The organism is Micrococcus lylae (assembly GCF_900163825.1).
GTDB lineage: Bacteria > Actinomycetota > Actinomycetes > Actinomycetales > Micrococcaceae > Micrococcus > Micrococcus lylae.
In genome coordinates this window covers 38,174-60,812 of record NZ_FUKP01000028.1, presented here as the reverse complement: position 1 = coordinate 60,812, position 22,639 = coordinate 38,174, and the positions used below count along the sequence as shown (strand labels likewise).

Genomic DNA, 22,639 nt, shown 5'->3' with positions numbered 1-22,639 from the left:
TCCCCGACCGTCAGGAGCGTTCCGTGCAGCGACCACCTCTCCGCCGTCCCGTCCCCGTGCTCGCCCGTGCGGTCCTGGTCGGCGGCGTCGGAGCGCTCGCCGCGGCGGCCGCGACCGGGGCGCATGCGGCCATGGACGTCCCGCCCGGGACCTTCGTGGTGGACCAGGCGGACGTGCTCTCCTCCTCCGAGGAGTCCCGTCTCGAGTCCGAGGTCGCACAGCTGCGGCAGGACACCGGCGAGAGCCTCTACGTGGTCTACGTGGACCAGTTCCCGAACGGGGACAGGGCGTTCGTGCAGGACTTCGCGGACACCAACAGCCTGAGCACCAACGACACGGTGCTGGCGATCGCCGTGGAGACCCGCCGCTACGCGCTCGATGCCGCGGACGGATCGCAGCTGAACGCCATGCAGGACGACATCACCCGCACCTACGTGACCCCGTCGCTGCAGAAGAACACCACCGGGGACACCCCGGACTGGCTCGCCCCCGCCGTCGCCGCAGTGCAGGGCGTGGACGACGCCGCGGACGGCACCCTGGACGGCCGCGGAGAGAGCGGCCAGGAGTACACCCCGGACGGCGCCCTGCCCCAGGGCGAGGGCGGGGGCGCGACGACCGGCTCCGACTCCGGCTCCGGCGCGGCCGGAGCGCTCACCGGTGGCCTGGTGGCCGCGGGCCTGGGCGCCGGCGGCTACCTCGTGTGGAAGCGGTCACGGAAGGACCATTCCCGGACCCCGGAACGGGGACAGGTCGCCTCCGCCCCGGCGGCGCCGAAGGACCCGTTGGACGAGATGCCCCTCGAGGAGCTGCACGCGAAGGCCGGCTCGAAGCTCGTCGCCGCGGACGACGCGATCCGCTCCTCAGAACAGGAGGTGGGCTTCGCGGAGGCGGCGTACGGCGCGGACGCGATCGCCACCTTCAAGGAGGACATCGCCACGGCGAAGGAGCACATGCGCGCCTCCTTCCAGCTGCAGCAGCAGATGGAGGACGACATCCCGGACACCGAGGAGGACCAGCGCCGCTGGCTCAAGGAGATCATCGGACGCTGCGACGAGGTCGGCGCCGCCCTCGCCGCCCATCAGAAGGAGTTCGAGCAGCTCCGCGACCTGGAGAACCGCGTCCCGGACGCCCTGGGGGAGCTCGGCTCCGCCGTGCCCGCAGCGGAGGAGAAGGTGACCGAGGCGGAGCAGACCCTCGTGCGCCTGCACTCCTCCTACGCGGACTCCGCCCTCGCCGAGGTGGGGGACAACGCGGAGCAGGCCCGTGAGCGCCTGGACTTCGTGCGGACCGCAGAGGAGAAGGCCCGGACGTCCTGGGACGCCGGGGACCGCCCCACCGCGGCCCTGGCCGTGCGCGCCGCCGAGGAGGCGCTCGACCAGGTGCGCACCCTCACCGAGGCCGTCCGCCGCGCCGAGGGCACGCTCGCCGAGACCATGGAGCACCTGCGCCAGGGCGTGGCCCAGTGCCGCCAGGATGTGGCAGAGGCCCAGGCCGTGGTGGACTCCGGCCGCAGTCCCGAGCTCGCCGGACCGACCGGCGGACTCAAGGCCGTCCTGCAGGACGTGCGCACGCAGATGGACGCCGGCCGCCCGGACCCCGTGGACCTGATCCACCGCCTCGAGGCAGCGCACCGTCAGCTCCACGCACCGCTGGCCGGTGTCCGCGACGCCCGCGAGCACGCCATGCAGGCCTCTCGCATGCTGCCCTCGGCGATCACCCACGCCCAGGGCCAGATCGACGGCACCGCAGACTTCATCTCGGCCCGCCGCGGCGCCGTCGGCCCCGAGGCACGGTCCAAGCTCTCCGAGGCCGCCCGGACGCTCGACGCCGCCCGCGGTATGCGCACCTCGGATCCGGCCGAGGCGCTCGACGCCGCCCACCACGCCTCCGACCTGGCCGAGCGCGCCTCCGAGCTGGCCCGCCGTGACGTGACCTCGTTCGGCATGCAGTACGGCGGTGCGGGATTCGGCCAGGGCTTCGGCGGCGCCGACCGCTACCGCCGCCGCGGCGGCTCGTCCTTCGGCTCCGGCCTGGGCGGTGCCATGCTGGGAGGCATCCTGATCAACTCGATCCTGAACTCCGGTGGCTCCTCCGGCGGCTCCGACTGGGGCGGCGGAGGATTCGGCGGACTCGGCGGCGGCGGCCTGTCCGGAGGCGACTTCGGCGGATTCGGCGACCTCTCGGGAGGCAGTTTCTGATCCGGCCGGCACACGCCGTCCCTGCGGCACGCGCCGCATGCAGTCCACCGGTCCCACGGACCGGACCGACGCCCCGTGAGGGGCCTCGGAACCGGCCCTGAGGGGGCCTGTACACGATGAACACCGAGTCGGCAGCTCACGACGCCGGCACCACAGAAGGGAAACGCCCATGGTCAAGCAGTCCATCTTCGGCCGCATCTCCACCCTGGCGAAGGCCAACATCAACGCCATGCTGGACAAGGCCGAGGACCCGCAGAAGATGCTGGACCAGATGGTCCGGGACTACACCAACAACATCGCGGAGGCCGAGTCCGCCGTGGCCCAGACCATCGGCAACCTCCGGATGATCGAGGACGACTACCGCGAGGACCAGGACGCCGCCCGCAGCTGGGGCCAGAAGGCCCTCGCCGCCTCCCAGAAGGCCGACCAGTTCCGCTCCTCCGGTGACGAGGCGAACGCCGCCAAGTTCGACAACCTCGCCAAGGTCGCCATCGAGCGTCAGATGGATGCCGAGCGCCAGGCGAAGGCCGCCGAGCCGACCATCACCTCGCAGCGCGAGATCGTGGAGCGTCTCAAGACCGGCCTGGACCAGATGAAGGTCAAGCGCCAGCAGCTGGTGTCCAAGCGCGACGAGCTCACCGCCCGCGCGAAGTCCGCCAAGGCCCAGTCCGCCGTGGCCGACGCCGTGAAGTCCATCGACCTGCTGGACCCGACCTCCGAGGTCTCCCGCTTCGAGGAGAAGGTCCGCCGCGAGGAGGCCCGCGTGCGCGGCCAGCAGGAGCTCGCCGCCTCCTCCCTGGACTCCCAGTTCGAGTCCCTCGAGGACCTGGGCGAGCAGACCGAGGTCGAGGCCCGCCTGGCGGCCCTCAAGGCCGGCGGCTCCCAGCCGTCCGAGCTGACCTCCGGCGCCGACTCCGAGGACGCCGAGCTCTCCATGGACTACTCGGCCGAGCAGACCGAGACCGGCACCGGCACCCAGAACTGATCCGCACCGGAGGGGCCCGACGACGGCCGCTCCCCCGGACAGCCCGACGGCCCCCGGACTCCCCGGTCCGGGGGCCGCCGCACGTGCACCGTCTCCCCTGCATGCCGCGGTGCGCCGCCACCGGCATGCACAAGGCCCCCAGGACCGAAGTCCTGGGGGCCTTTCTCGTTGCGGGGGCAGGATTTGAACCTGCGACCTCCGGGTTATGAGCCCGGCGAGCTACCGAACTGCTCCACCCCGCGGCGACTTGTTCTACTTTACACACCTCCGCCGGGAGCACCAAATCGAGGGTGCCCGATCTGGGCGTGACACTGCCCACATCGGAGCGGCGGGCACCCCGCCGCGCCCGCCGCGGTCCCGTGTATCCGTCGCACGGGCCCCCGACCTCGAGCGCGTCCCCGGACGCCGGACGGCCCCGGCCCCGTCCCCGCGTGAGGCGGGAGACGGAGGGCCGGGGCCGTCGTCGGGAAGGGCGCCGCAGGCGTCAGTCCTGCGCCTTCTTGGCCTCCTCCTCGGCGGCGATCGCCGCCTCGAGGGCCTTGTTCAGGCGGTCCTGCTGCTTGCCGTACTCGGCCCAGTCGCCCTCGGCCAGCGCCTCCTCGCCGCGCTCGATGGCGTCCTGCGCCTCCTTGAGGGCCTTCTCCAGGTCGGAGCCGGCCGGGGCCGGGGTGTCGCCGCCGGTCTCACCCTCGTCGGAGCCGCCCTCGTCGGAGCCTCCGTCACCGGCCTCTCCGCCGCCGGTCTCACCCTTGTCGAACTCCTGCTGCTCCTCCGGCGTCACCGCACCCGAGTCGCCGTCGAAGACCTGGTTCAGGGCCCCCTCCAGGGTGTCCGCGAAGCCGACTTGGTCGCCGAAGGAGACGAGCACCTTGCGCAGGGTCGGGTACGAGGTGGGGCCCGAGGACCGCACGTACACCGGCTGCACATAGAGGATGCCGCCGGCCACCGGGAGGGTGATCATGTTGCCGTTGATCACGTCCGAGGCGCCCTGGCGGAGCAGGTTCAGCTCCTGGGACACGCTGTCGTTCGAGTCGAAGTTCGCCTGCGCCTGGCCCGGTCCGGGGACCGTGGTCTGGCGCGGCAGCTCGAGCAGGCGGAGCGTGCCGTAGGAGTCGCGCTTCTGGCCGTCCTCGCCGGTGCCGGCGTCGCCGTCGGCGGAGAGGAAGCCGTACAGCACGTTGCGCTGCTGCGCGCCCTGCGTGATCTGCGGGATGAAGGTCGAGGTCAGCGAGAACGCGGCCTCGTCCTGGCCCGGCATCTGCATGGTCATGTAGTACGGCGGCTGCTTCACGTTGTCGTCGTCCTGGGTCGGGTCCGAGGGGACCGACCAGGCGTCGTTGTTCTCGTAGAAGTCGTCCGCATCGGTCACGTGGTATCGGCCGAGCAGCTCACGCTGCACCTTGAACATGTCCTCCGGGTAGCGGACGTGGTCCATCAGCTCCGCGCTCATCTCGGAGTACGGGTGCATGATGTCCGGGTACACGTTCTGCCAGGCCTTCAGCAGCGGGTCCTCGGTGTCCCACGCGTAGAGCTTCACGGTGCCGTCGTAGGCGTCCACCGTTGCCTTCACGGAGTTGCGGATGTAGTTCACCTGGCCGGAGAGGTTGAACTGCTCGTTGCGGTTCAGGGCGTCGGTGGTGGCCTCGCCCAGCGCCTGCGCGGTCGAGTACGGGAACGCGTCCGAGGTGGTGTAGGCGTCCACGATCCACTGGATGCGCCCGTCCACGATCGCCGGGTAGGCGTTCGAGTCCACGGTGAGGAACGGGGCGACCTTCTGGACGCGCTCCACCGGGTCACGGTCGTACAGGATCTGCGATTCCTCGTTCACATCGGAGGACAGCACGAGCTCGGTGGAGCCGAACTTCACGGCGTAGGCGAGCTGGTTGAACAGGTTGCCCACGGACGGGCCGCCGTCGCCGGAGAAGGTGTAGGCGGTGTCCTCGCCGGAGTCGGCGGTCTGCGGGCGGTCGCGCTCCTTCGGCGCCGCGCCCTCGGGAGCGCCCACCACGGAGTACTCCGGCGAGTTGGTGCCGAAGTAGATGCGCGGCTCGTAGTCCTTCTCGTCCGCCAGCGCGCCGGTGGTGGGGATGCCGGAGAGCAGGAACTTCGGCCGGCCCTGGGCGGCCACCTCGGAGGCGTCCGCGGCCACCATGCCGTAGCCGTGGGTGTAGACGATGTGGCTGTTCACCCAGGACTGGTCCTCGCTGACGTTGACGTCGCGGACGGACACCACGGTGTCGCGGGTCTCCCCCTCGATCTCGTAGCGGTCCACGTGCAGCGTGTCGGGGAAGGTGTAGTACGGGCGGAACTGCTGGAGCTGGCCGTAGGTCTGCGAGAGCAGGTTCGGATCCATCAGGCGGATGTTCGCGGTGTTCGCGGACTCGCCCGCCAGCGCGCCGGCCTCGGCGTCGGTGGCGCCCTCGTAGTTCGTGGTCTCGACGTCATGCAGGCCATAGGCCTCGCGGGTCATCTCGATGTTGCGCTTGATGTACTCGGCCTCGAGGGAGCGCTCGGACGGCTGCACCTGGTACTGCTGCACCAGGAACGGGTAGCCGGCGCCCACCACGAGCGAGGTGATCACCAGGACCGCGGTGCCCACCAGGGCGACGCGCCAGCGGCCGTTGAGGATGGTCACCACGAACAGGGCGGCCACGATCACCGCGGTCACCGCGAGGATCGCGGAGGTCGGGATCACGGCGTGCACGTCCGTGTACAGGGCGCCGGCCCAGCCGCCGTCCTGCGACTGCAGGGTGCGGTAGCGGGCGAGCCAGTAGTTCACACCCTGCAGGAGCAGGAACAGCGCGGCGAAGACGCCCACATGGATGCGGGCGGGCTTCTCCACGGTCACGCCGCCGCGCTCCTCCACGCGGATCGAGCCGTAGAGGTAGTGGACCAGCAGGCCGGCGATGCCGGCCACCAGGGTCACGGAGATCAGGAAGCTGACCAGCATGCCGAGGAACGGCAGGGTGGCCAGGTAGAAGCTGATGTCCATGCCGAACTGCGGATCCTGCTTGCCGTAGGGCTCCTGGTTCAGGAACAGCAGGACCGTCTGCCAGCCGTTCATGGCGGCGGAGCCGGCGAACAGGCCGACCACCACGGGAACGGCGACGAACACCAGGCGGCGCATCGGCTCGAGCTGCCGCTGGTACTGGCTCAGCGAGTCGCGGCCGGCCGAGGGCGCCTTCTGCGGGCGGCCCTTCCAGGCCAGGCGCACGGACAGCCACACGGCCGCGGCCATGACGACCGCGGCGACCGCGAACAGGGCCACACGGGTCCAGATCTCCGTCCAGAACACATCCGCGAAGCCGATCTGGTTGAACCAGAGGATCTCGGTGTAGACGCCGGTGAAGAGCACGAAGAGCCCCACCAGCACGACCACGGAGATCAGGGTGAGCACCAGGGCGCTCGGACGACCCGGTCGACGGGACTGCCCACCCTTCCGGGCACCGCCGCCCTCGCCCCCGTCGCCTCCGCCGAAGGGGCCGCGGCCCGCTCCTCCGCGGCCGCCGGCGCCGTCACCGTCGTCGCCGCGGCCGCCGAACGGGTTGAAGGGCCCGAAGGCGCCGAACGGTCCGTCGTTCCCCTTCCCCGGCGATCCGCCGGATCCTCCCTGATGCGGCGGGCCTCCGAAGGGCCCGCTTCCTGACTGTCCGAAGCTCACTCGTCTCCTCTGTGGTGCTTCCCGTCCCGCCGCCTGCGGGACTCGTGCTGATGGTCTCGGCGCCCCGTCCGTCCGACGGGGACTCCGTGGTGCCGGTGCGGGGCTGCGCGGCACGGCATCGTGCTGCGCTCCCCCACCGTCCGGGTCGTGGTGCGGCCGATGTCAGCCGCAGGTGCGCACCCCCTCGGGGGTGCGCCCGTGGGCCACGGCGTCCACCGTGTCCCGGGCCGTGGACAGGGTGTCCACGGCGTACACGGTCAGCCCCTCCGGGACCCGACCGTCCAGATCTGCGCAGTTCTCCATGGGGGCGAGGAACACCTCGGCCCCGGCCTCCCGGGCGCCGCGGACCTTCTGCGGGATGCCGCCGATCGCCCCGACGACGCCGTCCGGGGTGATGGTCCCCGTGCCGGCGATGTGCCGCCCGCCGGTGAGGTCGCCCGGCGAGAGCCGGTCCACGATGGACAGGGCGAACATCAGCCCGGCGGAGGGGCCGCCGATGTCCTCGAGCGCGATGTCGACCTGCACGGGGAACTCGAACGTCTGCTGCAGGTACGCGCCCATGAGCCAGCGGTCCGGCCCGTCGGTGGGGGCCGCGGACACGGGGACGTCGATCCGCATCTGTTCGCCGTCGCGGCGCACGGTCATGGGCACCGGGTCTCCGCCCGAGGCGTTGAGGACGTTCTTGAGCGCAGACACGTCCGAGACCTGCTCGCCGTCGGCCTCCAGGATCACGTCTGCCACCTGCAGCGCCCCCTCCGAGGCGCTGCCCTCGGTGAACTCCTGCACGGTCAGCTGGGTGCGGTAGTCCACGCCGAGCTCGGTGAGGGCGGCCGCGGTGGCGATCTCCTGGGACGAGGCCATGGCGGCCGTGTTGCCGGCGCTGACCTCCTCGGAGGTGGTGCCGGTCGGGTAGACGAGCTCCCGCGGGATCACGTCTGCGCCCGGGTCCAGCAGGGCTCCGAGCAGGTCCGAGACGGTGGTGGTTCCGGTCGGCGGCCCGCCCACGAGCACGGTGGTCATGTCGAGGCGGCCCTCGGAGGCGCCGTGGTCGTCCACCTGGGCCGTGTCCTCCTCGCCGGTGACGGTGAGGACCTCGTGCCCCTCATAGGTGCCGAGGACGTCGATGGCGGGGCCGGGGCTCTCCACGATGTAGGGGGTCGGCGCGGCCACGGCGACCGTCGCGCTGGCCGCGGCGATCCAGCCGGCCAGGCGAGGCGGCCTGCGGCGGCGGGCGGCCGTCGTCGTGGTTCCGGCGGGCGGCGAGGCGTGGCGGGGTCGGGCCGCAGATGCAGGTCCCCGGGGCGCGTCCGGGCGCGGCTCCGGAGAGGGTGTCTTCTGGGGCACGCGGCACCGCTTCCTGTAGCTCGGCCGAGGCGGGCTCGGCGGGGCGGGTCCGTGCGCCGTCGGCGTGCGACGGACACGGAACGGCCCCGCCAGTCTACTCCGTTCCCCGACGACGGCCCTCGGGCATGTCCTCCCAAGTCGCCCGGGCGCCCGGCAGAGGCCGGCACACCGCGTCCCGCGGGCGGCCCGCGGCCGTCACCTGGTGGCGAACACCGGCCCGCGGACGGGCCCCGGCACAGACAGGGCACGGCCGACGCCACTACGCTGAAGGACATGACCAACGACCCGAAGAACCCCGGATCCGGCGACGAGCGCGACCCCCTGGAGGAGATGCTCGGGCGCCTCTTCGGCGGTCAGGGCCCGGACCCGGAGGAGATCCGCCGCGCCATGGAGCAGATGGGCGGCCCCGGCGGCGGCGCCATGCCCGGCTTCGACCCGTCGCAGATGGACCCGGCGATGATGCAGCAGATGATGGCCCAGTTCCAGGCGATGATGAACCCGGCCGCGTCCGGCCAGTCCGGTCCCGTGAACTGGGACCTGGCCAAGAACGCGGCCCGCCAGGCCGTGGCCGGCACCGACCCGTCCGTGGGCTCGTTCGCCCGCCGCGAGGTCGACGAGGCGCTGCGCCTGGCCGAACTGTGGCTCGACGGCGCGACCGACACCGAGCAGTCCGGCCTGATCGGCAAGGCCGTCTCCCGTGCCGAATGGGTCGAGGCGACCATGGACAGCTGGCGCCGCATGACAGAGCCGGTCGCCACCTCGCTGTCCCGGGCGATGTCCGCGGCGATCGAGCAGCAGCTCTCCCGGCAGATGCCCGAGGAGATGGCAGGCATGCTCGGCGGCCTGGAGGGCCTGAAGCCGATGCTGCAGAACATGGGCGGCACCATGTTCGGCCTGCAGCTGGGCACGGCCGTGGGCGAGATCGGCAAGGACGTGCTCTCCGGCACCGACATCGGCTTCCCCCTGGCCGGCCACACCCTGTCCATGCTGCCGGTGAACATCGAGGAGTTCGGGGACGGGCTGTCCGTCCCGGACGACCAGCTGCGCATCTACCTGGCCCTGCGCGAGGTGGCCCGGATGCGCCTGTTCCTCCACTCCCCGTGGCTGGAGCGGGACCTGTTCGCGGCGATCGAGCAGTACGCCGCCGGAATCCGCCTGGACACCGAGGGCATCGAGTCCGCCGCGGCGAACGTGGACCCGATGGACCCGGAGTCCATGCAGCAGGTGTTCGACGGCCGTTCCTTCATCGCCGAGCCGGACGCCACCCAGCGCGCGGCCCTCGAGCAGCTGGAGCTGCTGCTGGCCCTGGTGGAGGGGTGGGTGGACGTGGTGGTCGCCGAGGCCGCCGCTCCCCTGGACCACGCCGCGGCGCTGCGCGAGACGATGAACCGCCGCCGCGCCTCCGGCGGCCCGGCCGAGCACGCGTTCGCCGCGCTCGTGGGTCTTGAGCTGCGCCCGCGCCGCCTGCATGCCGCCTCCGATTTGTGGGCGGAGATCACCAAGACCCACGGCAAGCAGTACCGGGAGGAGGTCTGGCGCCATCCGGAGCGCCAGCCCACCGCCGAGGACCTGGACGATCCGACCGGCTACGCCGGCCGCCGCGAGGAGCAGGACAGGACCACCGACTCCCTCGACGACGAGCTGCGCCGCCTGCTGGACGGCGGGTTCGGGGACGCCCCGAAGGAGAAGTGATCCCCTCCTGCTGACCGCCCGGTCCTCGCCGACGACGGCCGCCCTCCGCCCGCGACAGGCGCACCCGGGACGGTCGTCCGGTGAAGACGACGAGGCCGCCGCTCCCCCGCCGGGGCGGCGGCCTCTTCGCGTTCAGGACGTTCAGGACTCGGTATCCGCAGCCTGGTCCGGGGTGGCGTCCGGCACGGCGTCCGGGCTGAGCCCGCGGCCGGTGGCGAAGGTGACGCCCTGGAGGAAGGCCATGGCCTCGGCGTAGCGGTCGTACCGGGACACCAGGCGCCGGAAGGCCGGTCCGTGGCCGGACTCGAGCAGGTGGGCCAGCTCGTGGACCAGCACGGCGTCCAGGACCCACTCCGGCATGCCGTGCACCTGGGTGGAGATGCGGAGGGTGCGACGCGACGGGGTGCAGGAGCCCCACCGCTGCCGCTGCCGGGAGGACCAGGTCACGGACGTCGGGCGGGGCGCCTCGGGCACAAGGCGAGCGCGGAGGCGCTCCGCGCGGGCGGCCAGGGAGCCGTCGTCGGGTGCGGGACCGTCGTCGTGGGCCGCCGGCGGGGCCGGGGCCTTGGCGATCATGCGCTCGATCCACTGGCGCTCCTCCCCCGCCGCCAGGCCGGCGGGCAGCAGGATGCGCAGCCGGCCGTCCCGCCAGGCCGCGGACACGGTGCGGCGACGGGCCGTGGAGCGGATGAGCGTCAGCGGGACCCCATGGACCTCGGTGAGCTCCGTGGCGCGCACGGCGGGGGCGCGGCCGGAACGGCCGCCGGCCGAGGCGCGGGAGCCAGCCGCTGCGCGGCGCGGACTCGAGCGGCGACGCGATCCTCCGTTGAAAGGCATCCCCACATTGTGCACCGTCCGGGACTCGGAGGCGGCACCTGTGGAGGACCGGACCGCACGGGCGTCGTCGGGGGACGGCCTGCTGTGGACGGCCGCGGGGCGGTCGGACGCGTCGATGCGACGCTGGAGCGGACCCGCCGCGGACGGATCCGCGGCGGACCGGAGTGGTCGCAGGCGTCGTAAGGGACGCCGGAGGGGACAGAGCATGCGGATCGATCCGACGGTGTCGACGGTGCAGGTCGGCCCGGGGCAGGTGCAGGTGGGCAACGGGCCGCGGGCCGTGGTGGTGGACGTCCGGCCCCGCGGGGTGCGGACGCTGCTGGCCGAGCTGTCGGCGGGGACGGTGGCCGGACGCGGCTCCGCGGCTGCGCTGGCGCGCCGCTGCGGCATGGAGAAGACGGAGCTGGCCCTGGTGCTGGAAGGCCTGGCACCGGTGCTGGTCGAGGGCGCAGGGGCGGACGGCGCAGCGGACCCTGGGGCGGACGGCGCAGCGGACCCCGGAGCAGACGGGCGCCGGGACAGCGGCGGGAACGAGACGCAAGTTGCTCCGGCGCCGAGCCGGGCGCTGCCGGACGCCGTGCACGTGGACGGGCTCGGGCCGACCGGGGCCGCGGTGGCCGACCTGCTGGCAGCCGCCGGGGTCGGACGGTTCGGGCTGACGGACCGGCGCCCGGTGCGGGCGGAGGAGCTGGGCCACGGGCTCGTCACCGCGGACGTCGGGCGGCCGCGGGCCGAGGCGCTGGCCCAGCGCCTCGGAGACCGCGGGGTCGCCGCGGTGGCCTGTCACCCGGCTGGACGCCGCGCGATCGGGGCGGTCACGGTGACGGTGGCGGCGGGCGCCTGGGACGCGGACCGGCTGGCGCGGGCGCAGGCCGGCGGGCACATCGTCCTGCCGGTGGTGCTGCGTGACGAGGACACGCTCGTGGGGCCCTGGTGCGCGCCGGACGTCCCGGGATGCCCGCTGTGCTGGGAGCGCTGGGCCGGACAGGGGGACCCGCTCCGGGCGCAGCGGACCGCGGCACTGCACCGGGCCGGTGCCGGCCGGGACCCGGTGGAGCGGGCCCGCCTCACGGCCTGCGTGGTGGTCGCGGCCCTGAAGAGCGGGCCGGTGCCGGGACTCGCCTGGCGGGTGCGGGACCAGGCCCCCGGACCACGGTCGTCGCCCCTGAGCGTGGCCGAGGAGTCCGTGGCGCCCTGGCCGGGCTGCGCCTGCGGCGGGTGAGGGCTCTGGCGAGGGGCGGCTCGGACAGCTCAGGCGACGTCGGTGCCGTGGAGCAGCTCGATGACCTCTTCCCCGTAGGACTCCAGCTTGATCCTGCCGACGCCGGAGATCCTGAGCAGCTCGGCCGCGGAGCGCGGCATGGTCTCGGCGATCGCGACGAGCGTGGCGTCCGTGAACACCACGAACGGCGGCTTGCGCATCTGCTTCGCCTTGGCCGTCCGCCAGTCCTTGAGCGTGTCCAGAACGGCCTCGTCATAGGTGGCCGGGCAATCGATGCAGCGCCCGATCTTTCGCTCGGCGCCGGTGTCCAGGACCTCGCCGCAGGTGCGGCAGGTCGCGGGGGCCGCGCTGCGCCGGCGGCGGGCCGGGGCGGCCGACGCCGAGGCCGCCGCGGCCTTGCGGTTGCCTCCGAGCGTGGAGTCGATCGCGGACAGGAAGCGGGACGGCCTGCGGGTGGACCGGCCGCCGCCGCGGGACAGCGTCCAGGTCAGACAGAGGTGCTTGCGCGCACGCGTGATTCCCACGTAGAGCAGGCGGCGCTCCTCGTCCACCTCCGCGGGGGTGTCCGCGAAGGAGATCGGCATGAGCCCCTCGGACAGGCCCACGAGGAAGACGGCGTCCCACTCCAGGCCCTTGGCCGAGTGCAGGGACGCCAGGGTGACGCCCTGGACCGCCGGGGCGTGCTGGTGCTCGGCGCGCTCGTCCAGCTCGGCCACCAGCTCGGTGAGGGTGAACTCCGCGCCGCGGGTGTCCGCCAGCTGCTCGGCCAGGTGCACGAGCGCCCGCAGGGACTCCCACCGCTCGCGGTGGGCCCCGGAGCCGGCCGGAGGCTCGTCCGTGTAGCCGAGTGAGGACAGCACGTCCTTGACGCGCTGGATCACGTCGGCACCGGTGAGGTCCTGGGCCGCGCGGGCGGCCGCCCGCAGCTGCAGGATGCCGTCCCGGACCTCGGCGCGGGAGAAGAACCGCTCGCCGCCGCGCAGCAGGTAGCCGATGCCCGCCGTGGTCAGGGCGGTCTCGAACGCCTCGGACTGGCCGTTCGTGCGGAAGAGGACGGCGATCTCCGAGGCGGGCACGCCCTCGTCGATGAGCCGCTTCGCCTGCTCGGCGACCCAGCCGGCCTCGGCCTCGTCGTCGTCGCACTCGGCGAACACGACCTGCGGGCCGGACTCGCGCTGGGACACCAGCTGCAGCGGCTCCGGCCACGCCGGGAGGGAACGGTCGCGGGCCCCGGCGCGGGTGCGGTCGGCCAGCAGCCGGTTGGCGGCTTCGACCACCTGGGGGCTGGAGCGGTAGTCCCGGACGAGCTTCACCTGGGTGGCGTCCGGGTAGCGCTCGCGGAAGCCCGTGAGGAAATCGGAGGTCGCGCCGGTGAAGGAGTAGATGGTCTGGGAGGCGTCGCCCACCACGCAGAGGTCGTCGCGGCCGCCGAGCCACAGGTCCAGGAGCCGATGCTGCAGCGGAGAGACGTCCTGGTACTCGTCCACCACGAACACCCGGTACTGCTCGCGGACGGTGGCCGCGATGCGCTCCTCGGACTCCAGGATGGCCACCAGGATCAGGAGCACGTCCTCGAAGTCGATGGCCTGCTGCGCCGTCTTGAGCTCCTCGTAGCCGGCGTAGAGGCGGGCCACGGTGACCGGGGTCCAGCCGGAGGGCATGTCCCGCTCCGCGGCCGCCTCGGCGTAGGCCTCGGGGGCGTGCAGGGACACCTTCGCCCACTCGATCTCCGAGGCGAGGTCACGCAGGGCGGCGCGGTCCACGCTCATGCGCATGCGCTGGGCCACCTGCGTGAGCAGGCGGACCTTGTTCTCCATCACGTTGGGCATGGACCCGCCCACGGCATGGGGCCAGAAGTAGCGCAGCTGGCGCAGGGCGGCCGCGTGGAAGGTGCGGGCCTGGACGCCGTGGGCGCCGAGGTCGCGCAGGCGGGTGCGCATCTCCGCGGCGGCGCGCGCCGTGAAGGTCAGCGCCAGCGTGCGCTGCGGGTCGTAGACGCCGCAGGCCACGCCGTACGCGATGCGGTGGGTGATGGCGCGGGTCTTGCCGGTGCCGGCGCCTGCGAGGATGCAGACGGGTCCGTGGAGCGCGGTCGCGGCCTGGCGCTGCTCGGCGTCGAGGCCGCGGAGGATCTCATCGGGCGAGCTCACGGGTGTTCCAGACTCCTTCGGGCGCTTCGGCGTCGGCGTGCCCGCACGGGCAGGCGCTCCACCGTATCAACGGCGTCTGGACGGGGCCCGAGAGCCACACCGGGGCCGGTGTCGCCCCAGGGCGACGAGCCCGGACGGACCTAGGATTGTGGGCGTGAACCGTCAGCCCATGCATCTCGCCGCCCTTGCCGCCGCTGCCGTCCCGGGCCTGTCCCCGACCGGCGTGCTGGCCAGCCCGGACGACCCCGCGGACTTCTCCTCGGCGATCGTGCTGGCCGAGAGGGGCGAGCGCTGGCGCGTCCGCTCCCCGCACACCCCGGAGGCCGCCATGCGCCTGGAGACCGAGCTTCAGGTGCTCGCCGGCTTCACGCCTGCCGTGCGGGCGAACCTCCCCTTCCGCACCCCGTCCGTGGCCGGTGCCGTCCGCTTGGACGGGCTGCGCACCTTCGTCTACCAGGACATGCCGGGGGCCGTGCATCCGCTCGAGGACCTAGTGGACGCCGGCGAAGCGGCCGTGGCGGACGTCGCCCGGGTGATGGCCGCCATCCACACCCTCCCGGACCAGGTGGTGGCCCTGGCCGACCTCCCGGTGTACACCCCCGAGCAGGTCCGCACCCGCCGGCTCAACGAGCTGGACCAGGCCGCGACCACCGGCCGCATCCCGGCCACGCTGCTGCGCCGCTGGGAGACCGCCCTGGAGGAGAAGGAGCTCTGGAGCTTCGAGCCCGTCCCGGTCCACGGCGACCTGCACGAGGAGAACCTGCTGCTCGAGCGCGGCCGGGTGGTCGGGGTGACCGGATGGACCGACCTGCATGTGGGCGACCCGGCCGTGGACTTCGCCTGGCTGGCCGCCGTCGAGGACCCCGACTTCGCAGACCGCGTGCTCGAGGCCTACCGTGCGCGCCGGGGGGCCGCCGGCGCCGCCGACGACGGCGACGAGCACCTGATGCGCCGCGCCGCCCTGGTGGCCGAGTTCGCCCTCGCCCAGTGGCTGGTGCGCGGCGTGGACCGCCACGACACGGCCATGGTGGCGGAGGCGGAGGAGATGCTCGGCGAGCTCGAGGACGGGATCCGGGCGGCCGAGGAGGCCGAGCGCGCCGCCGAGCAGGCCCGGCGAGCCGAGGCGGAGCGTGCCGCCAAGCAGGCCCGCCGCGCCGAGGCGGAGCGCGCCGAGCTCGGCGCCCCCGCCTCCGGCGTGGACGACGAGGCCGAGACCGGCGTGCTGCCGGCAGTGCCGCCGTCCGGCACGCCGCGCACCGGCGGCTCGCACCGGGCCTGATCCGGCGCCGGCCGCCGAGGCTCTCTGCCGGCCCGCGACGGTCGAGGAGGCCGGTCACCCCGCAGCGCCCGCCTGGTGTCAGTGGCTGCCCAGCGCCTCACACAGGATCCGCTCCAGCTCCTCCTCCCCGGGGAGCGCCTCCATGGTGCGCTCTTCGCCGTGGGCGATGTAGACGAAGCTGGCGCCGATGTTCTCCAGCGGGATCCCGTGCAGCCGTGAGAAGGCCAGCCGGTAGACGGCCAGTTGCAGCGCCTTGTTCTCCAGATCCCGGCCAGTGGGGACCCGGCCGGTCTTCCAGTCCACGAGCTCCCACTGCGCCTGCGGGTCGAAGGGGTCGGCCGGGTCTCCTCCGGAGCGGTAGACGGCGTCCACGCGGCCGCGGAGGGTCACTCCGGCCACCGTGGTCTCCAGCGGCGCCTCCACCTGGGCGGGAGTCCGGTCCGCCCAGCGGGAGGACAGGAACCACTGCTGCATCGGCTCGAGGTCGAGGGCGTCGTCCATCCACTGGTCGGCGGCGTCGTCCGGGTCGTCGATGTCCAGCATGCCGGTGGCTTCGAAGCGGTCCTCGAGCCAGGCGTGGAAGGCGGTGCCGCGGCGGGCGGCGTGGGCCGGCGGGCGGGGCATCGGCCTGCGCAGCTGCTCCGCCACGGCCTCCGGGTCCTTCGCCAACTCGCCGTACAGGGAGACGGACAGGTGCTGCGGCAGGGCCACCTCGCCGCTGGCGTCCTGCAGGGCGCGCTCGCGCAGCACGGCCCACTCCAGCTGGGCGCCGAGCGCCGAGTCCAGGTCCAGGTCGGCCGGATCGGCTCCGCGCACGGCAGCGGCGGCGGCCTCGACGGCCGCGCGGCGTCCGCGGGAACGGCGCGGCAGCTCGGTCCATGCCTCGCGGTCCTCGGGGTCGTCCGGGTCCACGTCGTAGGCGATCGGGCCCTCGAGCGGGTCGAACGGCCAGAGGGCCGCCCGCATGCGGCCGGCGGTGGGGTTGGCGTCAGTCCGCTGCTGGTCGGTGAGGCGAGTCCCCCAGCCGACGCCGGCGACCGGTGTGGGGCCGTCCTCGGCGAGCTCGGCGGCCTCGGCGAAGAACTCGGAGACCTCCACGGGCGTCTTGTTGGTCCCCTTCCACTGGCAGGTGCTCAGCCAGAGGCGGCTGCGGGCGCGGGTGAAGGCCACGTAGGCCAGGCGCCGCTCGTCCCGGAGCGCGTGCTCGGTGAGCAGGGTGGCGAAGTCCGGGCGGGAGCCGAGCAGCTCGAGGGCGGCCTTGGCCTTCACGGTCCCGGAGCTCTGCACCCAGTCGCGGTCGTTCTCGGCCCACGAGTGGTCCCACTGCGGGAGGGCGTTCCGGTCTCCGCGCAGGGGCCACGGAAGGGCGCCGGCGCCGAGGGCCATCCAGCGGTCGGCACGGGTGGAGGGGAAGGCGCCGCGCACCAGGCCGGGCACGGCCACGACGTCCCACTCCAGGCCCTTGGAGGCGTGGGCGGTGAGGACGGAGATCGCGCGCGGGTCCGGCTCGGCGTTCTCGATGCCCAGGCCCTTCTCGTGCTCGGCGGCGGACTCGACCCAGGCGAGGAATCCGGCCAGGTCCACGGTGCGTCCGACGGCGCGGCGACCGAACTGCCGGGCGGTGTCGATGAAGGCGTTCAGGTGCCGCCGGGCGGCCACGGCGGAGGGTCCGGGGCGCAGGGCGAGCTCGACGTCCAGGCCGGTGGCGCGCTCGACCTCGCCGATCATCTCGGCCGGGTCCATGTCCGTGCGGCGGGCCAGGCGGCGGAGCATGTCCCGGGCGGCGGTGAGCCGGCGCAGCCCCTCGGCGGAGAAGGTGCGCCCATCGCGGCCGGTCCAGCGGCTCGACTCGCGGGGCAGGTCGTCCAGGGCCTCGAGCAGCACGGCGGCGTCCGCGTCCTCCTCCGGGCTGGTGTCCTCGAGGCGGGCGGCCTCCTCGTCGCTCTGGCGCGTGCGCAGCCGGGCGACGAAGCGGGCGCGTTCCTTCAGCAGCGCCAGGTCGGCCGGGCCGATGCGCCAGCGCGGGCCGGAGAGCCAGCGAACGAGGTGGTCGGAGCGGCCGGGCTCGGCCACCACGTGCAGGACGGCGAGGACCTCGGCGACCTCGGGCAGGGACAGCAGGCCGTTGAGCCCGAGGACCTGGTAGGGGGCGCCGGCGGCCTCGAGCGCGTCGATCACCGGGCCGAACTGGGCGCGTCCGCGGCAGAGGATCGCCCGCGAGGGCACGGGGCCGTCGCCGGCGTCGTCGGCGAGCCGCTGCATCCGGGCGACGAGGTCGGCGGCCTCCTCCTCGCCGGTCACGTACTCGTCCAGGCGGACCTCGCCGGCGGAGGCGCCGGGGCGCGACTGCAGGGGCTGCACCTGGACGGTGTCCGTCTCCGGCTGGGCCATGGGCGCCACGATCCGGTTGGCCAGGGCGAGGATCGACTCGTCGTTGCGCCAGGCGGTCGTCAGGTGGGACACGTCCGCCGGCCTCAGCCTCCCGACGACGGCCCCCTCCCCCGTCTGCGCCTCGCCGTCCGCGGCGGCCGGGTCGGCGCCGGGCGCCTGCCGCGCGTCCTCGTCCCTCGCCGGGAAGCGGTGGGGGAAGTCGAAGAGCTGCCCGGCGGAGGCGCCGCGGAATCCGTAGATGGACTGGTGGGGGTCGCCGACGGCGGTGACGCAGTGGCCGGCGCCCTCGCCGGAGGACGCGCCGAAGAGCCCTGCGAAGATCGTCATCTGGGCGTGGGATGTGTCCTGGAACTCGTCCAGCAGGACCACTCGATAGCGGTCTCGCTCGATGCGGCCGACCTCGGGGACGGCGGCGGCGATGCGGGCAGCATGGCGTAGCAGGTCGCCGAAGTCCATGACCTCGGCCTCCTCCTTGGCGGCCGTGTAGGCCTCGACCATGTGCGCCATGAGCAGCCGGGCCCGCAGGGAGAAGAGCAGCTCGCCGGCCTCCTTGTTGCGGGCGGCCCCGGCACGGGTCGGCGGCAGGGAGGCGCCGTGGGCGATTTCGGCGGCCAGGTAGTCGCGGACGGCGTCGGGCTCGACGAGGTGCTCGGCCATGTCCCCGGCCAAGCCGAGCGCGCCGGAGATGAGCGTGGACAGGGCGGGTGCACCCTCCTGCAGGTCCACATCCGCGTCCTCGGCGATCTGCCGCATCATCCGATACGCGTCGGCGTCGGTGATCTGCACGGCACCGGGTTCGACGCCGATGCGCAGACCGTGGTCCCGCACCAACGCGCCCGCGTAGGAGTGGTAGGTGGAGACGGCGGCGCGGCCGAGCTCCTCGGCAGTGCCCTCGAACCCGGGGATCTCGAAGCCGGGCACGGCGAGCAGCCGCTCGAGGCGGCCGTTGATGCGGTGGGTGAGCTCGCCGGCGGCCTTGCGGGTGAAGGTGACGCCGAGGATCTGGTCCGGGCGGACGAGTCCGTTGGCCACGAGCCAGACCACGCGGTCGGCCATGGTGGCGGTCTTGCCGGAGCCGGCGCCGGCCACCACCAGGCGTGGCGTGAGCGGCGCCTGGATGACCTCGGCCTGCTGGGCGGTGGGCCGCAGCCAGGTGCCGGCCTCCTGCTCGGCCTCGGTGGCCAGGAGGCGGGCGAGCTCGTCGGGGCTGTAGCGGATCTGCATGGGCTGCTCCACGGTCTGGGCTGGGCTGCTCGGTGCTGGGCTACTCTGGGCTGTGCCGCCGCCCGGGCGGCCGGCGGTGGTGCTGGGGGCGTCGGTCACCGGGTCCACTCGGTCACCTGCCGTCCCTCGGAGCACAGCGGGCAGAGCGCCGCGTGGCGGCAACGGTCCCCTGTGCCGTGCAGGGTCAGGTAGAACGGGCCGACCGTCCGACCGGCGGCGAGCGCCAGCTGGGCCCATGCCCACTCGTCGTCCTCGCCGAGGGCGGGCTGGTCCTGGACCTTGACCTTCTTGGTCCCCGCGCCGAGCTGCACGAGCCCGGCGCCGCCGGGCTCGGTGGGTCGGGAGACGCCGGGGACCTCGACGCCCTCGGCGGTGAGCGCGCCCGCGGCGAGGGCCACCTGGTAGGCCGCCAGCTGGGGCTGGCGCAGCATCTCCTTCTGCGTGGGGGTGCTCCGGCCGGTCTTCAGGTCGATCACGTAGGGGCGTCCCTCGGCGTCCACCTCGAGACGGTCGATCACACCGGTGATGCGCACGGTGACGTCGGCCAGCGGCACCGGCACGTCGATCCGGATCTCCTGGGCCACGCACACACGGCCGGCGTCGCGGGACTCGGGCAGGTAGCGGATGAAGGTCTCCACGAGCTCACGGACCCGCTCCAGCTGGACCTCGCCGGTCCAGCCCGCCGGCAGGCCGAGCTCGGGCAGGCGACGCTCGACCTCGTCCCGCAGCGCTTCGGGCGGGCCGGCAGGGTGGGCCTCACAGACGCTGTGCACGAAGGTGCCCACGGACTGCGCCAGGGTGGTGGTCGCCTCGGCCCCGGCCTGGGACATGATCCAGTCGAGCGGGTTCTGCAGGAGCATCTGGGCGCGCGAGGGGGACAGCCGGACCTCTCCGGCCGGGTCCACGACCGGTTCCTGCGAGGACAGCGGGGCCAGGCCCCACCAGTGGTCCGGATGGGCTGCCTCCACGCCCTGGGCGGCGAGCCAGGCGAGGCCGCCCGCGGCCTCGGCGCCGTCCTTGCCCTCGCCCTCCTCCAGCGAACGCCGCATCCGGGCCACGAGGGCGCCGGTGGTGAGCGGGTCGGGGACCTCGGTGCAGACCAGCTCGCCCTTCTCGGTGCGTTCGGGGCGGGCGATCAGCTCGAGGAACTCGGACGGTGCCGCCTCATGGTTGACCACGGCCGTGCCGACCACCGTGTGACGGGCCCGTGAGACCGCGGCGGCGAACGTGCGCAGCTCGTCCTGGCGGGTCTCCTGCAGGCGGATCCGGTGCGGGGTCGGCCAGGCCGCGCCCTGACGGTGCAGGACGAGGTCCGCCAGGTCCGTGGCGCCGAGCAGCTGGCCGCGCAGGCGGGTGTTGGGCCAGACGCCGTCCTGGATCCCGACGACCAGCACGGTGTGCCAGCCGCGGCCGGCCGCGGAGGCGGGGGTGAGCATGTGGACGGCGTCCCGTCCGGACGCGCCGCGGGCCAAGGAGTCCATCGGCAGATCCTGGGACTCCATGTAGCGGGAGAACGCTGCGGGGGCAGCGCCGGGGAACTGGTCCACATAGCGCTCGACCATCTGGAACAGGGCGACGACGGCGTCGAGGTCCGCGTCCGCGCGCCGGCCCTCGCGGGCGGCGTCCGGGCGGTCGGTCTTGCCGAGCGCAAGACGGCGCCATGCCTCCCCGCGTTCGGCGGCCTCCCAGACGGCCCAGAGGACGGTCTCCGCGGTGGCCCCCTCCTGCCGGGCGGCGTCGAGCCCGGCGTGGAGCATGCGGGACAGGCGCTGCAGGCCGTGGTGGCGCGGCGCCTCCTCCCCCAGCAGCGAGGGGTCCAGCAGGGCGGCCGGAAGCAGCACCTCGGAGCCACGGCGTCCGCCGCGGGCGCGCTCCGTGGCGAGCAGGTCCTGGCGCAGGCGGCGCAGGTGCAGCGGCGTGGTGCTGCCGTAGCGGCCGCGCAGCAGGTGCTGCACGTCGAGGGAGTCCAGGACGCCGGCGAGCACGTCCTGGCGGTCCTCCTCGGCGGTGTCCCGGCCGTCCTCGTCCACGAGGGCGGCCACCACGGTCAGCAGGTGCAGCAGCGGGGCCACCGCGGGCTCGTCCTTGAGGACGGTGCCGGCGACGTCGCGGACCACCGGCACGCCCTCCGACTCGAGGAACGCGGTGATTTCGGCGACGCGGGAGCCGGCGCGGGCGATCACCGCGATCTCGTCCAGGGGCACGCCCTGGCCGTGGTGGACCTGCAGCACGCGCTGCAGGACGAGGCGGTCCTCGTGCGCGGCGGTGGGCACCACGTGGACCTCGGCTGCCGGGGCCGGGATCTGTCCGCCGTCCGGCCCCTCGGTGCCGTCCGCAGTGCCGTCGTCCGTGCGGTCCTCGGCCGCCCGGGTCAGCCCACGCACGCGCGCCAGGTCCGCGGAGGCGGTGGCCACGCGTCGGGCCACCCGCTCCCAGGCCTCGAGCACGGGGGCGGACATGCGGTGGCCCTGGGTGAGCACGTGGATCCGTTCGGCGGCCGGACGCGGCCCGCCCTCCTCGTCCAGACGGGCCGGATAGGCGCCGACCTCTGCCGGGACGGCGCCGCGGAAGCCCTGCACGGTGGTGTCCGGGGAGGCGGCGAGGAGCGCATCGGTGCCGCGGGCGATCACCGCGAGCAGGTCGTGGACCGCCGGGGTCGCCTCCTGCAGGTCGTCCACCATCACAAGCCGCAGCCTCCGGCGCTCGGCTGCGGCGAAGGCCTCCGTGGCTGCGGCACGCTCCGGGTCGTCCGGGTCCACGTCCGTGAGCACGCGGACGGCTGCGGAGATCAGACCGGCGGGGTCGAACGCCTCGGCCATGCCCAGGTCGATGCGGTCGCGGTAGTCCTGCACGAGGATCGCGGCGGCCTCCCACTCGGGTCGGCCGTGCCGGGCGCCCAGCTCCTGCAGGTCCCCCGGCTCCACGCCGAACTCGCTCATGCGGTCCACGAGCTCGCGGACCTCGCGGCGGAAGCCGCGGGTGCCGACGGCCTCGGACACGGACGGCGGCCAGTCCGGACCCACCGCGGCGCCCTCCGCGTAGCCGTCCAGCAGCTCGGCGATCACGGTGTCCTGCTCGGCGCCGGAGAGCAGGCGCGGCGGCCGGGCCAGGTGCCGTAGGGGGCCGTCCACACGGGCGCGGCGGATCAGGTCGAACGCGTAGGAGGACCAGGTGCGCACCGGTGTGACGGCGCGCGTGCCGTGGCCGGTGGCCTCGAGGCGCACGGTCAGGGCGTCCCGCAGGCGAGCCGCGGCCTGGCGGGTCGGTGCGAGCACGAGCACGGACTCCGGGTCCAGCCCCGCCTCGAGCCGGCGGGCGACGGCCTCCACGAGCGTCGCGGTGCGACCGGTGCCCGGGCCGCCGAGCAGCAGGACGGCGCCGTGCCCGGCGGTGAGCGAGGCGACGGCCTCCTGCTCCTCGGCGAAGGCTCCCGGACCCGTCTTCGCGGCGTCCGGTCCGCGCAGCCGGGCCGCCACGGTGCCCTCGACGGTGGACGTCTCCGCCCAGGACTCCTCCCACGCCTGCCGCTGCTCCTGCCGCAGGGCGGCGACGTCCTGCACGTCGTCCGCGGCCGGATGGTCGGCGACGTTCGGCGGGGCGGGGTGCTCGGTGCTCTGGTCCATGTCCCCGATTCTGTCAGGAGCACCGGACACGCT

The 22,639-nt window shown here is 74.0% G+C and carries 11 protein-coding genes and 1 tRNA gene; 5 read left to right on the top strand and 7 right to left on the bottom strand.

Translation table 11 applies throughout. The features are described from left to right. Positions 1-23: 23 nt before the first annotated feature. Complete coding sequence (locus tag FM125_RS04575; protein WP_245829803.1) at positions 24-2,198, top strand: TPM domain-containing protein; 2,175 nt, start codon at positions 24-26, stop codon at positions 2,196-2,198. A gap of 169 nt (positions 2,199-2,367) precedes the next feature. Continuing rightward, on the top strand, positions 2,368-3,183 hold the full coding sequence (locus FM125_RS04570; RefSeq protein WP_067189077.1) for a PspA/IM30 family protein: 816 nt from the start codon (positions 2,368-2,370) through the stop codon (positions 3,181-3,183). 168 nt (positions 3,184-3,351) lie between these two features. On the opposite strand, the gene FM125_RS04565 is transcribed toward FM125_RS04570, so the two are convergent. The 3 genes from FM125_RS04565 to FM125_RS04555 all read right to left on the bottom strand — a co-directional run bounded on the left by FM125_RS04565 (position 3,352) and on the right by FM125_RS04555 (position 8,188). Next, positions 3,352-3,425, bottom strand: a tRNA-Met gene (locus FM125_RS04565). Between the two features lie 242 nt (positions 3,426-3,667). Continuing rightward, a complete protein-coding gene (locus tag FM125_RS04560; RefSeq protein ID WP_067189100.1) occupies positions 3,668-6,580 on the bottom strand; it encodes a UPF0182 family membrane protein in 2,913 nt (970 codons plus the stop codon). Between the two features lie 426 nt (positions 6,581-7,006). Beyond that, positions 7,007-8,188: a YlbL family protein gene (locus tag FM125_RS04555; protein WP_087133782.1), complete on the bottom strand. Its 1,182-nt coding sequence runs from the start codon at positions 8,186-8,188 to the stop codon at positions 7,007-7,009. Positions 8,189-8,461: 273 nt separating this feature from the next. Between FM125_RS04555 and FM125_RS04550 the strand changes: the two genes are divergently transcribed. Continuing rightward, on the top strand, positions 8,462-9,880 hold the full coding sequence (locus tag FM125_RS04550) for a zinc-dependent metalloprotease (protein WP_067189075.1): 1,419 nt from the start codon (positions 8,462-8,464) through the stop codon (positions 9,878-9,880). A gap of 141 nt (positions 9,881-10,021) precedes the next feature. Here FM125_RS04550 and FM125_RS04545 read toward each other — a convergent pair whose 3' ends face one another. Beyond that, complete coding sequence (locus FM125_RS04545; RefSeq protein WP_087133781.1) at positions 10,022-10,717, bottom strand: M48 metallopeptidase family protein; 696 nt, start codon at positions 10,715-10,717, stop codon at positions 10,022-10,024. Between the two features lie 205 nt (positions 10,718-10,922). Between FM125_RS04545 and FM125_RS04540 the strand changes: the two genes are divergently transcribed. Then, positions 10,923-11,939: a ThiF family adenylyltransferase gene (locus FM125_RS04540; RefSeq protein ID WP_087133780.1), complete on the top strand. Its 1,017-nt coding sequence runs from the start codon at positions 10,923-10,925 to the stop codon at positions 11,937-11,939. Positions 11,940-11,968: 29 nt separating this feature from the next. Here the strand turns inward: FM125_RS04540 and FM125_RS04535 are convergent, their stop codons facing one another. Beyond that, positions 11,969-14,089, bottom strand: coding sequence for an ATP-dependent DNA helicase UvrD2 (locus FM125_RS04535; RefSeq protein ID WP_067189070.1), 2,121 nt, complete (start codon positions 14,087-14,089; stop codon positions 11,969-11,971). 154 nt (positions 14,090-14,243) lie between these two features. Between FM125_RS04535 and FM125_RS04530 the strand changes: the two genes are divergently transcribed. Continuing rightward, the gene (locus tag FM125_RS04530; RefSeq protein WP_087133790.1) at positions 14,244-15,368 is read left to right on the top strand and encodes a phosphotransferase; all 1,125 of its coding nucleotides are present in this window, start codon (positions 14,244-14,246) and stop codon (positions 15,366-15,368) included. A 78-nt stretch (positions 15,369-15,446) separates the two neighbouring features. Here FM125_RS04530 and FM125_RS04525 read toward each other — a convergent pair whose 3' ends face one another. Both FM125_RS04525 and FM125_RS04520 read right to left on the bottom strand, forming a co-directional pair. Beyond that, positions 15,447-18,983 (bottom strand): ATP-dependent helicase, encoded by a 3,537-nt coding sequence (locus tag FM125_RS04525; protein WP_087133779.1) that lies wholly within the window; start codon positions 18,981-18,983, stop codon positions 15,447-15,449. Between the two features lie 95 nt (positions 18,984-19,078). Further along, a complete protein-coding gene (locus FM125_RS04520; RefSeq protein WP_087133778.1) occupies positions 19,079-22,606 on the bottom strand; it encodes an ATP-dependent helicase in 3,528 nt (1,175 codons plus the stop codon). Positions 22,607-22,639: the final 33 nt, after the last annotated feature.